This is a genomic window from Bacteroidia bacterium, from assembly GCA_027493955.1.
GTDB lineage: Bacteria > Bacteroidota > Ignavibacteria > SZUA-365 > SZUA-365 > JAOSJT01.
This window is the reverse complement of the sequence record JAOSJT010000001.1, coordinates 3,011,183-3,024,979: the sequence shown is the minus strand read 5'-3', so window position 1 is coordinate 3,024,979 and position 13,797 is coordinate 3,011,183. Positions and strand designations below refer to the sequence as shown.

Below are 13,797 nucleotides of genomic sequence, written 5' to 3'. Positions count from 1 at the left end.
CAAACACTTCATACGAAAGGTTGCATTCCGGCATGACGTCAGTATGCCCGGGCCTGTCGTAAAACGGCTCCTCACGGTGGATACATGACCGCTCATTCAACCATCACATTTTCGCTGCCCGCTCTGACGCTGCTTCTGCTGACGCTGTTCCCAATCGCGCCGGCATATTCACAGAACGGCAAAAGCGACAGTCTTCTTCACGTCCTTAAACGGGCGAAGCACGACACGGTTCGTGTTCAGGCGCTGACGGGCCTGAGCGCGCAGACCCTCGCGAAAGACCGGCGGAAAGCGAAGGAGTACGCCACGAGGGCCGTGCAGCTTGCAGAGGGCCTCAACGTGCCGCGCGCGAAGACAACGGCCTATTTCGCGCTGGGACGAATTCAGGATGCGGACAGGCAGTACGGCGAAGCGCGGAAAAGCTACGCGTCCGCGCTGAAATGGGCGGCGCAAGGCAGCGACGGCCGGATGCGGTTCCGGGTGCTGCGCGCGATCGGAGCGATCGCGGAAAAGCAGAATAATTTCGAAGAAGCGCTGTCGTATTACACGCAGGCACTGGCGATCGCAGAGGCAAATGCTGACTCGCTCAACATTGGGGCGATACACCTCGACATCGGCATCCTGTACGCGGATCGGGGTGACTTCAAGGAAGCGATCGTACATGAGGAGCGCGGTCTCGCCTTGACGGAGCGTCACGGTACTCCCGCGAATATCGCTGCCGCAGCCAGCAATGTCGCCATGACGCTGCTCCGCCTCGGGGAGTCGAAGCGCGCGATGGAAATGCTGCAACGGGGCTTGCGGCTGCTTGAGGAAAAGGGAGATTCACTCCAACTTGCTTCCTATCTTCACAATATGGGGATGGTGTACGGACAGCAGAAGCAGAACAACAAAGCGCGCGAGCACTTCGAGCGCAGTCTCGCCATTCGTGAGGCAATACAGGACACAGCGGGGATAGTGAAATCCCTGGGGAATCTCGGCAACATCTATCACGCGCAGGGAAAAACGGCCTTGGCGGAACGCACGTTCGAGCGCAGTGCGCGGCTCAGCGCGTCGATCGGCGACAAAAGGAGCGCGGCAGCCGCACTGGGCGGTATCGGGATCATTCGCGAAGATCAGGGGAAGTATGCCGAGGCCCTGGACGCGTATGAGCGGAGCCGCCGTCTCTCAATGGAGCTTGGCGACAAATACGGTATCGCGGCGGTGCTGAGCAACATCGGTCTCATATACAAAGCGCAGGGCCGCTACGAGGAGGCACTGGATATCGCCAAAGAGAGTCTGGAATTGCGAGAGGGAATGGGAGACAAACACGGCATCGCCATCTCCCTGAACAATATCAGCTCGCTTCTCAGGCGTATGGGCAGGAATGAACAAGCTCTGGAGTATTTACTCCGCGGTTTGACAATCTCACAGGAATCCGGAGACCGGGCGCAGTATGCATCCGCATTGGCCAACATCGGCAGCCTGCATACGGAACAGGGGCGCCCGGATCAGGGACTGGAGTATCACATGCGGGCTCTGGAAATCCGGGAACAACTCGGGGAGAAGGCAAAAATTGCGGCGTCCCTGTCGAATATCGGCACGGTCCTTGTCCATCAGGATAAAACGGATGAAGCACTCGATTATTTCATGCGCAGCCTGGCGATGAACGAAAAACTCGGACTCGATGCCAGCGTCGCACATTGTCTGAACAACATCGGGATGATACACGAAGAGCGTCAGCGCTGGACCGAAGCCATGCAATGCTATACCAGAAGCCTTGCGTTGTCCAAGGATATCGGAGACAAGGCCGGAGTTTCCTACACGCTGGCTTCCATGGCCTCTGTCTCCGCTATGCAGGGCAGGCACGACAGCGCTGTGGTCTACGCCGATCAGGCCTACGCGCTTGCTTCTGCTATGGGTGATATAGGACTGATGAAAACCGCCGCGCACACGCTGAGTACCTCGCTTGCAGCGAAGGGAGACTACAGAGAAGCCTGGCGGCAGCTGAACACCGCCGCCGTGCTGCGCGACTCGATGGTCAATATGCAGAACGTGCGTTCCATGCAGGAAATGGAGGCGAAGTATCTTTCCCGGCAGAAAGAACAAACCATAGCCCTGCTCGAAAAGGACAAACGACTCCAAGGCCTGGAAATGGAGCGGAATCAGCGGCTTCTTCAGCTGCAAAGGCTGGAAGCCGAACGGAACCGGCAACGAGCGGAATTGCTTGCGAAGGAGCAGGAACAGCATCTGTTGCAAATAGACAAGCAGAGAGCGGAACTCGCCTTGCAAAAAAAGGAAGCCGAGTCCGAGAAAGCAAAAAAGCTGCAACTCGCGAAAGAAAAAACCTACCTTGCCTCCATCGCGGCTCGCGCCAACAGCCTGCGCAACGCATTGATAGGGGGGCTCGTCCTGATCGTCGCTCTGGGCTTCCTCGGAGTAAAGCGTATGCAATCACGACGCGTCGAAGCCACGTTGCGCGCGGAAGCCGCCGAATACCGTGCGAAAGCGGCGGAAGCGCAGGCTCTCGCGATACAGGTCGAAACAGAACGCCGCGACCGTCTCGCACAACGCCGCTACACCAAACAACTCATAGACACGCAGGAACGGGAACGCAAACGCATCGCGGGCGAATTGCACGATAGTCTCGGCCAGGACCTGCTCGTGATCAAGAACAGGACGCTGTTCGCGATGCAAAAGGGTGATCTTCCCTCGGAAATCCGCAGTGAGTTCGAACAGATCGAACACATGGCGACCAATGCGCTCAAGGAAGTCCGTCATATCTCCCACGATCTCCGTCCGTATCAGCTGGACCGCGTCGGTCTGACCCGTACCCTGCGCTCGCTCGTGCAGAACGTGGCGGAGCAATCGCGCATCGCCTGCACGGCGGAGATAGACGACATTGACGAGCTCTTCCCGAAGGAAGACGAAACAAGTATTTATCGCATTGTGCAGGAGAGTCTGAATAACATCATGAAACACTCCGGTGCGACCGCGGCTATGATACGCATCGTGCGCGTGAATGGGCGCATTTCCATTCTCGTTTCCGATAATGGAAAAGGACTGCGCGAAGATGATGGGGCCGGCGCCACTGCTGGTTTCGGATTGCAGAATATGCGCGAGCGCGCCGAAATGCTCAAAGGTGTACTGCGTCTGACACAGGCTGGTGGCGGCGGTACTACCGTGGAGATTGAGCTGCCGGTTGCGACAGAGCGTATCCTCAACCAAGGTGATACAGAGCCCGCCCGCGGAGGGCATGCGTATGTCTGAGGCACGCCATGCTTCAGGTTACGGCAGGTCCGGACACGTGCACCTTCGATGGATGTATGCGCCTCATATGCATGAACGTACAGGATCGCTCCGGGAAGCAAGGGCGTGGAGCGTGCCTGTTTCCGGCGCGTTGCGCCGCGTACTGCGCACAAGAGAGAAAAGGGATACGACACCTCCGGAGCTCGCGCCGCTGCAGTGGACGCCGGTTTCGACTGCTAGGGGGGGGAATGCATGAAATTGCGACCCTCTTCTCCGACCTGGCGTCTGATGGTTATGACGGCATTGCTGATGTTGGGTGCATCTGTGTCGGCAGACGCGCAAAACTCTTCAGTGGATGATCTCCGGCGTGCATTAAAAACTGCGCGGCATGATACAAGCAGAGTGATACTGCTGACAAAAATCTGTGAAGAGCTGCGTTGGCGGAATCAAGAAGAGTCCCTGGAGTACGGTCTTCAGGCGGCGAAACGTTCGCGAGCCGTCGCGTCGCGGATGATCAGGGCGAGGGCGTACACAGCTCTGGGTGCGACACAGCGATGGATCGGGCAATACAGGGAAGCACAGGATAATCTCCAGACCGCTCTGGCGTATGCGAAAGACGCGCACGACGATCGCACACAAATAATCGCATGGCGGGAAATCGGTGCGGTCATGAAGGCTCTTGGAAACAATGATTCCGCGCTGGTTGCCTACGAAGATGCACTCGCCGCTGCCGGAGGATGCGGCGATTCCGTACTCATCGGCGCCTTACTCACCGATATCGGGAATGTGCACTATCATACGGGGAATTACGCCGTTGCGATAGAATACCTCCAGCGTGGTCTGCTGCTGTTTGAACGCTTCGATGAGCAAAGAAATGTCGCAGGTACGCTGAATAGTCTCGGACTCCTGCGGTTGAACAGGGGCGAGTACCTGCCGGCCCTGAAGTATTTTGAGCGTGGTCTGAAAATTGCGGAAGGCCTGAAGGATACCGTGAGTATCGCAAGCTTTCTCAACAATCTCGGCATGGCTTACCGCGAGCAGAACAAGCAAGAGCGGGCATTGCGTATGTTCGGGCAAGGTCTGGAGATACGCAAACAGCAAAAAGATACCAGCGGCATGGTGGCGCTCCTGATAAACATGGGAATCTCTCATTACATGCGGGGTGAGTATGATACGGCGTCGGAGTATTATGCACGCGGACTGCATTTAGCTGAAAAGGTCAGTGATAAGTCCGCTATTGCCAGCGCACTCGGAAACATCGGACTCATTCATGAACTTCGGGGCCAACCCGAACATGCGTTGGCTGCGCATCAGAAATGCCTCTCTCTGTTCGAGGAACTTGGCGAGAAGCAGAAAATGGTCGGGGCGTTGAACAACATCGCAATAATTCACAGTACGCAGGGACGATACCAGGAAGCACTGGACATCTACGAGCGTACGCTGGCACAATGCCGGGAAATTGGTGACCGGCCCGGCGAGCGCAACGCGTTGCTCGGCTTCGCATCGGTGTTAAAGAAACTCGGCAGGTACGAGGAGGCATTGAAATACGCATATCGCTGTATGGATACCGCCGATGAGTCCGAGGACAAAATCGCCTACGCGAGTGCGTACGTAACTATTGCCGGTATTCACTGGGAGCAGGGACGCGTGGAGAAGGCGCTCGAATACAACCAGCGCGAGTTGGCATTGAGGGAGGAATTGGGGGACAAGCAAGGTCAGGCTGCGGCGCTTCTCAATATCGGTAACGCGTATGTCGCACAGGACAACGACGAAGCGGCGTTGCAATACTACAAGAGGAGTCTCGCGCTCTTTGAGAGCCTCTGGTCGCCGGGCGGCATTGCGGCCTGTGCGAACAGTCTCGGGCATCTTCACCAGCGACGCGGCCGCTTGGAGCAGGCGGTACAGTTCTATCGAAAGAGCCTTGCGCAAGCGCGCGAGGTGAAAGATTCCACCGGAATGGTCTGGGCGCATGTCTCCCTCTCGTCCGTGCAGGCGGCGCGAGGAGTACACGACAGCGCGGTATTGCATGCACAGCAGGCGGAAATTCTGGCTGGCGTCCTGAACGATATCCGTATCAGCGAGCGGGCGGCGCATTCCCTCAGCGAGGCCTATGCGCAGGCAGGAAATCACCGCCGGGCATACGATTATCTCAATACCACCGTCTCATTGCGTGATTCGCTGGTCAATGAGGCGAATGTGAAATCCGTGAGCGAAATGGAGGCGAAGTATCGCTCGTCACAGCAGCAGAAAACAATCGAACTGCTGGAAAAGGATAAGCGTCTGCAAACCCTGGAATTGGAGTCGAAGCAGCGACAGCTCGCTTTTCAGCGCTCGGAATCGGCGCGCATCCGTCAGCGAACCGAACTGCTCGAGCGTGATCAGGAACTGTACGTCATCAGGATGGAAATGCAGGACGCCGAGCTGGCGCTGCAAAAAAACACTGTGGAGTCCGAAAGAGCGCATAAGCGGCAACTCGCGAAAGAAAAGGAATACCTGGCCTCCATCGCGGCTCGCGCCAACGGGCTGCGCAACGTCCTGATAGGAGGGCTCGTCCTGATCGTCGCTCTGGGTTTCCTCGGAGTGAAGCGTATTCAATCACGACGCGTCGAAGCCACGCTGCGCGCGGAAGGCGCCGAATACCGCGCGAAAGCGGCGGAAGCACAGGCGCTCGCATTGCAGGTCGAAACAGAGCGCCGCGACCGTCTCGCGCAACGCCGCTACACCAAGCAACTCATTGACACGCAGGAACGGGAACGCAAACGCATCGCGGGCGAATTGCATGACAGTCTCGGACAGGACCTGCTCGTGATCAAGAACAGGACGCTGTTCGCGATGCAACGGGAAGACCTCCCGGATGAAATCCGCAGCGAATTCGAACAGATCGAACGCATGGCGACGAATGCACTCAAGGAAGTCCGTCATATCTCCCACGATCTCCGTCCGTATCAGCTGGACCGCGTCGGTCTGACCCGTACCCTGCGCTCGCTCGTGCAAAACGTGGCGGAGCAATCGCGCATCGCCTGCACGGCGGAGATAGACGATATTGACGGAGTTTTCCCGAAGGACGACGAAACCAGCATTTATCGTATCGTGCAGGAGTGTCTGAATAATGTCCTCAAACATTCGGGCGCGACAGCAGCAGATGTGTACATCGGAAGGAACGCCTCGCGCATAACCATCAGTGTGCGGGACAACGGCAAGGGCTTCGATGCGAACGTCACCATGGGATATTCGGACGGCTTCGGTCTGCGCAACCTGCGCGAGCGCGCGGAGATGCTGCACGGCGAAGTGCGCTTCCGATCGCACCCGGACGGCGGTGCCTGGATTTCCCTTGAACTCCCGGCGGGAACGGATGACACGAAATTGGCGACGCAACACGCTCACTCAAAACAGACGGAACCGGAATCGCGTGTCAACGCCGCACCCGGGTCGTGGCAAAGAGCGCATAATTCAGGAGAACAATCATAATGCACGAACCGACCGTCATCATCGCGGATGACCATCCCATCTTCCGCAAAGGACTTCGCGACGTCATCGAAAACAGCGCCCGCTTCCGTGTGCTCGGCGAAGCCAGCGACGGCGCCTCGGCGCTGGCGCTCATCATGGAGGAAATACCGGATGTCGCCATCCTCGATATCGAGATGCCCGGGATGAGCGGCATTGACATCCTGCGAAAGGTGAGCGAAGCCGGACTGCATGTGTCCAGTCTGATCCTGACCATGTACGACGACGAGGATATGTTCAACGAGGCCATGGATGCCGGGGCCATGGGATATATCCTCAAGGACAGCGCGATTCTGGAAATCGTCAAAGGTTTGAGCAAGGTCGCCCGGGGCGAAATTTTCGTCAGCGCCGCGATGACCTCTGCCGCGCTGCGCGGCAAGACGGAAGCGCATCCGCAGTTACGCAAACGTCTCGGCTTGCATTTACTCACCCCGGCCGAGAAGCGTGTGCTGCAGCTGATCGCGGAGGACAAAACCACGAAGGAAATTTCCGAGACGCTGAGCGTCAGTCCGCGCACGGTGGACAATCACCGGGCACATATCTGCTCCAAGCTGAAAATCACCGGCGTGTATGCGCTGATCAAGTTCGCGGTGCGCTACAAGGCGCTGCTCGATTGACCACGGCGCTGCATCCACTCGGATGATCCCGTACGGGATCAGATCAATCCCGCGCCCAACGCCAGCGCTATTCCGATCAGCATGATACCGGTGATGGTCTGCACCGTGTGCATGGTGATCTTATGCAGGAAGCGTGTCCCGAGCAGCACACCGGCGAAGGCCGCGGCAATACCCGTGAGTATCAGTGGCCATTGTCCGGCGCCGAGGGGATTGTCCGCCGAGGCGAACACGAACAACGCGGCGTACATGATAATACGCGCGGCGTCCACGAGAAAGCCGATGACGGCGTTCGTCCCCACAAACGCTTTCGTATCGATGCCGACTTTGGCGAGAAAGGCCGAGCGCAGCGCGCCCTGATGCCCCGAAAATCCCCCGAAGAATCCGGACAATATTCCGCCGATGACGAGATGCCGTTTATCGAAGGTCAGTGCGCGCAGCCGCGGCAGCAGTTCGAACAGCGCGAAGAACAGCATCATGAGGCCCAGCAGCAGCTTCACCGGCGTGACCACGGCGTCTTTGCCGCCGATGCTGTAGCGTGCGATTTCGTCAACATGCGCAACGAAGCCCAGCGCCGCGGCGCCCGCGAAGGCCGCGAGAATGGCGGGGACGCCGAAGCGCAGCACAATGCCGCGGTCCGCATGGCCACCGACCAGAAAGAGCTTGAATACATTATTCGCGCCATGCACCACGGCGGTTGCGGCCACGGCCGCTTCGATAGGGAAGAACAATGCGAACACCGGCAGCAACAGGGTTCCGAGCCCGAAGCCGGAGTACAGTGTGAGACCGGCGGCAAACAGCGCGATCAGGGCAACGAGGATGAAGGATGTCATGCCGTCCCCCCGTGCTTTTTTCCGACGCGATGCTGCGCGGGATCAATTTCCCCGGAGAGCTCGCGAAGCTGCACGAGCGCCTCGTCCAGCAGCGCTCGTCCATCGTCGGTAAGCGAATACCAGCGGGGCGCGCGGCTCCCCCGTCCCTCACCCGTGGATCCGCTCAATAGGCCCGCTTCCTCCATGCGATGCAGTATGGGGTAGAGCGTACCGGGACTCACCGCGTAGCCATGCCGCCGCAGTTCCTCCAGCATCCACTGCCCCAGCAGCGGCTCCTCCCCCGCGTGATAAAGGATATGCAATTTCCAGAACGAGAGCAGAATCTCGCGCTGCAAGTATTTTCGTTGTGTATCGTTCATATCTGTTCTCCTGTGATGTATTACGGTAAATGTAAACGATAATCGTAATACATCAAAGAACAGTTGTGCCCCGTTGGATGGAAATGTTGGATGGAAACCTCGGTCCATACCTGGTGTACAGAGTCACGAATGAACCGATCACCGCGCACACAACAGGATATTTTTTCCGCGCTCCTGCAGCAGTCCGTCCTGTCGCCTCGCTCTCCAGCTCGATCTGCAAGGAGAGGGGACTGGTGGTCGAGTATCGCAAACCCCTTGATTCTATTGCCTCCGCTTCATTTTTCCACAAAAAGATGAACGGCGTTTCTCGTTCGAAAAACGCCGTTCATCCGTTTGAGTACACCAGTACGCCTGACTCTCCAAGCAGTTTGGAGCAGGCATTGGATCAATTCCGCTCTTTCTTCTTATCGCCGAGATCGTTCCTCGTAGATCGTCCCTCGACAATGAAAAAATGGGTGCTACCACCTATACAAAAAGGGTGAAACTACCCATTCCCGCGCCTGATCCCGGACGCTATCTTTGTATTAAAAATAAAGGGCCCTCATATCTGTTAATCAGGTCCGGACCGCAACTGCCCACGATACGACAGGACGAAGTGCCGCTTCCCCTCGCACAGCCCCGGCACACGAAACAGAAGCAGAGCCGACTCACAGCAATCAACCAGGACTCATCGCAATCTCACAACCATACAGCCGAAAGGAGCAGACATGAATCGTTCATTCAATTTTATCGCATTGTTCCTGCTGACGCTTGCAGGCATTGTTACGCAGAGTCAGGCGCAGCAGCAGCCCATCGCGAATCCTGTGCTCTTCGACATCAATCCCCTCGTCACAAATGGTGAAGGTGAGTGGTCGTGGTGCGGTCCGTTTACTTCACTCGGAAACGAGTTGATACTCGCGGCAACTGATGGCATGAGCACCGCATTGTACGGCATCGATGCCACCGTCGCCGCTCCGGTACCGAGAAGGATCAAGGATTTCTATTACGTGGCAAACCAGAACCCGCACGCCCGTTCGCCGCGCAACGTCAACGGCACCGTATATCTCCCGGCTGCGCCGAGCGCTACAGTCGGGCGGGAACTGTTCAAATCCAACGGCACCACCGCCGGTACCGTGCTCGTCCGGGATCTGCAGACGTCCACCAAGTACCCGCACAGCCAGCCGGGGAACTTTCATGCGTTGGGGAATGGCAAAACCATCTTCACCGCCGCGTGGGGATTCTGGCAGGAACGACCGCAGTGGTATGTCGAGCTCATTGGTCTGGGCGTGACGGATGGCACGTCCTCCGGTACCGCAAGCCTCAGTTCTGGCAAATCATTCGTGTTAGGCAACAATAGCGAGATCATGGCTCTTACCGTGCATAACGGTATTGCTTACTGCTTTATGAAGGACTACATCAAGGGCAGTCCGCCATCTTCTAAATATGGGGTGGAACTCTGGAAGAGCAATGGTACGGTAGCCGGTACCGTCATGGTCAAGGACATCAATCCCGGAACGGCCTCGGGATGTGTGCTGGCATATTCCAACAATGCGGGGGTCGCCCTGGCAAGCGCATCCAGTCGGCTCGTCCCCGTGGGCAACGATCTCTATTTCACAGCGACCGATGGCAGCAGCGGTTACGAGCTGTGGAAGACCAACGGCACAGCGGCCGGCACAGTCCGCGCGGCTGACATCTTTCCGGGCGCCGAGAGCGGATGGCCGGCCTGGCTGACGGTGATGAACGACATTGTGTACTTCGCCGGCCGCAACGGCAACGACGGCGACAAACTCATGCGCTATGTGCCTGCAACGAACACGGTGGACGTCGTGGCCGACATACACCCGGGCACCGGCCCGCGCGACAGTGCCTATGTAAGCTGGATGACGGCTATTGACGGCACACTGTATTTCTCGGCGTTTGATCCCGAGCACGGGCAGGAATTGTGGAAGAGCGACGGCATTCCCGTGGCGCTGGGCGGCAGCACGGTGCGTGTGGCGGATATCAATCCGGGAATTCATGGATCGTACCCGAATATCGCCTGGCCTGGTGCCGAGACGATGGAAGCCAATTCCATGGACGAACACCGTTTCTTCTGGCACAACGGCTGGATATACTTCCCGGCCGACGATGGCACGCACGGCATCGAGCTCTGGCGCAGCAACGGAACAGTAACACAGCTCCTGACCGATATCAATACGGATCCCACGTTCAACGGAGGCTCGAGCGATATTCCGTACACCATGAACGTGGTGAACAACAAGCTGTTCTTCCATGGCTACGACAAGCCGCACGGCTGGGAGCCGTACATGATCGATCTCGCCACGCTTCCAAAAAGCTCTGGCGAGCGGCAGGCGACACCGTCGTCTCTCGCACTGCAGCAGAACTACCCTAACCCCTTCAATCCGACAACCACAATCCGCTACGCGATTCCGCAGGACGCCCGCGTTCAGCTCCGTGTTTTCGATGCACTCGGACGCGTTGTCGCTGAGCTCGAAAACGGGATGAAGGAGGCCGGTACGCACAGCGTCATATTCGACGCGCCGCGCGATCTCCCGAGCGGCTTGTATCTCTACCGTCTCGAAGCCAACGGCTCCGTACTCTCCGGAAAGATGTCGCTCATGAAGTAGCATACATGAAACGGCCACAATCCGCATGCGCCGGGTTGTGGCCGTTGTAATATTTTCGCTAAGACATACATTCCGTATCCTCAGTCACAGGGGACTTCCTCATATCAATCCGCTTTTTTTCTTCGTTGCGATCCTGATGATTTACACTGCCGGCTTGAGAGAGCGCAAGAAAGCCATGCCCCCGGCATCATCGACTCGAGCGACTGCTTCCATGCCATCCGTCCCTAATCCCCAATCCCCAATCCGCAATCCGAAATCGTCAATCGTAAATCGTCCCTCCCCGACAATGAAAAAATGGGTGCTACCACCTATACAAAAAGGGTGAAACTACCCATTCCCGCACCTGATCCCGGTCGCTATCTTTGTATTAAAAATAAAGGGCCCTCATATCTGTTAAGCAAACCCTGACCGCAACAGCCGCAGATGCGACAGGACGAAATACCGCGCTTTCGTGCACAGCTTCGGCACCCGGAGCAGAAGCAGAGCCGACTCACAGTAATCAACAGCAGGACTCATCGCAATCTCACAACCATACAGCCGAAAGGAGCAGACATGAATCGTTCATTCCATTGTATCGCATTGTTCCTGCTGATGCTTGCAGGCATTGTTACGCAGAGTCCGGCACAGCAGATGCCCATCGCGAACCCCGTATTGTTCGACATCAACAAGCTCGTCGTCAACGGCGAGGGAGCGTGGTCCTGGTGCGGCTCGTTCACGTCGCTCGGTAACGAACTGATTCTCGCGGCAACCGACGGCATGAGCACTTCGCTCTACGGCATTGACGCCACGGCCGCCTCACCGAGTCCGAGACGGATCAAGGATTTCTATTTCATGGCCAATGAACCTGCTTATGCCGGCACGCCGCGCAATGTCAACGGAACCGTGTATCTTTCTGCCGCGCCGAGCGTCGCCGTCGGAATGGAACTGTTCAAGTCCGACGGCACGACCGCCGGCACGGTGCTCGTCCGCGATCTACTGACCTCCACCAAGGTCCCGCACAGCAATCCGTCTTATTATCATATGCTCGGGAACGGTAAGGTCATTTTCACCGCCGCATGGGGGTTCTGGGAGTCTTTCCCGTGGAAGTCGTACTATGTAAGTATCTACGGCCTCTTCGTGACGAACGGCACCTCCTCAGGTACCAGCGGCCTCACCACGAACAAAGCATTCCAGTCACACGGGAGCCACAAAATCGCGTTGACCGTGCACAACGGCACCGCCTACTGTTTTCTCAAGGATTACGTTGCCGTGAAGAAAGGCGCCCCGTCGACGAAGTTCGGCGAAGAGCTGTGGAAAAGCGACGGCACCGCCGCGGGCACGGTCATGGTAAAGGACATCAACCCGGGCACGGGGTCGGGATGCGTTCCCGCTATTTCCGGGAACTGGCCCCTGGCCTATGATGCGAACCGGATCGTCTCAGTCGGCGATTACATCTACTTCACGGCGACGGACGGGAGCAGCGGGTACGAGCTCTGGAAGTCCGACGGCACTTCCGTCGGCACGACGCGCGTCATGGATATTTTCCCCGGTGCGGAGAGCAGCCTGCCGGCCTGGCTGACCGTGATGAACAACATCGTCTATTTTTCCGGCCGCACGGCCAACGACGGCGATAAACTCATGCGCTATATACCTGCAACGAACACGGTGGACGTCGTGGCCGACATACACCCGGGCACCGGACCGCGCGACAGTGCCTATGTAAGCTGGATCACCGCTATTGACGGAACACTGTACTTCTCGGCGTTTGATCCTGAGCACGGGCAGGAATTGTGGAAGAGCGACGGCATTCCCGTGGCGCTGGGCGGCAACACGGTGCGTGTGGCGGATATCAATCCGGGAGTTCATGGTTCGTATCCGAACATTTCCTGGCCGGGTGCAATGACGCTTGACGTGCATTCCGAGAATGAACACTGTTTCTTCTCGCATAACGGATGGCTTTATTTCCCGGCCGACGACGGCGTGCACGGCATCGAACTCTGGCGCAGCAACGGCACAACCACCCAACTGCTGACCGACATCAACACCGACCCGACGTTCAACATCGGCTCAAGCGACATCCCATACACTATGTGCGTCGTCAACAACAAGCTCTTCTTTCATGGCTACGACAAGCCGTACGGCTGGGAGCCGTACATGATCGATCTGGCCACGCTTCCAAAGAGCGCGGGCGAGCGGCAGGCGGCACCGACATCACTCGCGCTGGAGCAGAATTACCCGAATCCCTTCGGCTCAGCAAGCATGCAGTCTACCGCGATCACCTTCTCGCTGCCTGAATCAGCGCTTGTTCGGATTTCGATACACGACATGCTTGGCCGCGAAGTGGCGGTGGTGGTCGAAGGCGTGCGTCCCGCTGGCACGCAGAGCATCAGCTTCAACGCATCCCTTCTTCCCGCCGGCAGCTATGTGTGCCGCCTCGAGGCGCAGGGCGCGATGCGGACAAGGATGATGCATATCGTCAGATGACGGGTTTGGTATTCGAAATCCCGAAATATCCTGCCTTCCCCGGTGCACATCGCCGGGGAAGGCACGGAGCGTTCCCGATGCGCCGGTCGAGAGAATACTTACCAGTCTATCTGAAATTTTCACACGAAGTCCGTATTTTCGCCATTGAGCACCTAAGGAAGAAATCACCAATCCCTCACTCCCACATCAGCCGGGG

Annotated in this window: 7 protein-coding genes; 5 read left to right on the top strand and 2 right to left on the bottom strand. The window is 57.6% G+C overall.

The genetic code is table 11. The features are described from left to right. Positions 1-84 precede the first annotated feature (84 nt). The 3 genes from M5R41_11515 to M5R41_11505 all read left to right on the top strand — a co-directional run bounded on the left by M5R41_11515 (position 85) and on the right by M5R41_11505 (position 7,343). Positions 85-3,243, top strand: coding sequence for a tetratricopeptide repeat protein (locus M5R41_11515; GenBank protein MCZ7557016.1), 3,159 nt, complete (start codon positions 85-87; stop codon positions 3,241-3,243). A 231-nt stretch (positions 3,244-3,474) separates the two neighbouring features. Beyond that, a complete protein-coding gene (locus M5R41_11510; protein MCZ7557015.1) occupies positions 3,475-6,690 on the top strand; it encodes a tetratricopeptide repeat protein in 3,216 nt (1,071 codons plus the stop codon). Then, positions 6,690-7,343: a response regulator transcription factor gene (locus M5R41_11505; GenBank protein ID MCZ7557014.1), complete on the top strand. Its 654-nt coding sequence runs from the start codon at positions 6,690-6,692 to the stop codon at positions 7,341-7,343. The genes M5R41_11510 and M5R41_11505 overlap by 1 nt, the downstream gene beginning before the upstream one ends. A gap of 38 nt (positions 7,344-7,381) precedes the next feature. On the opposite strand, the gene M5R41_11500 is transcribed toward M5R41_11505, so the two are convergent. Beyond that, on the bottom strand, positions 7,382-8,173 hold the full coding sequence (locus M5R41_11500; GenBank protein MCZ7557013.1) for a TSUP family transporter: 792 nt from the start codon (positions 8,171-8,173) through the stop codon (positions 7,382-7,384). Continuing rightward, positions 8,170-8,532 carry a PadR family transcriptional regulator gene (locus M5R41_11495; GenBank protein MCZ7557012.1) on the bottom strand — a complete coding sequence of 121 codons (363 nt, stop codon included), beginning with the start codon at positions 8,530-8,532 and terminating at the stop codon, positions 8,170-8,172. The genes M5R41_11500 and M5R41_11495 overlap by 4 nt, the downstream gene beginning before the upstream one ends. A gap of 707 nt (positions 8,533-9,239) precedes the next feature. Between M5R41_11495 and M5R41_11490 the strand changes: the two genes are divergently transcribed. Then, positions 9,240-11,138: a T9SS type A sorting domain-containing protein gene (locus M5R41_11490; GenBank protein MCZ7557011.1), complete on the top strand. Its 1,899-nt coding sequence runs from the start codon at positions 9,240-9,242 to the stop codon at positions 11,136-11,138. Between the two features lie 552 nt (positions 11,139-11,690). After that, entirely contained in the window at positions 11,691-13,601 is a 1,911-nt protein-coding gene (locus M5R41_11485; protein ID MCZ7557010.1) for a T9SS type A sorting domain-containing protein, read from the top strand. The last annotated feature ends 196 nt before the right edge of the window (positions 13,602-13,797 follow it).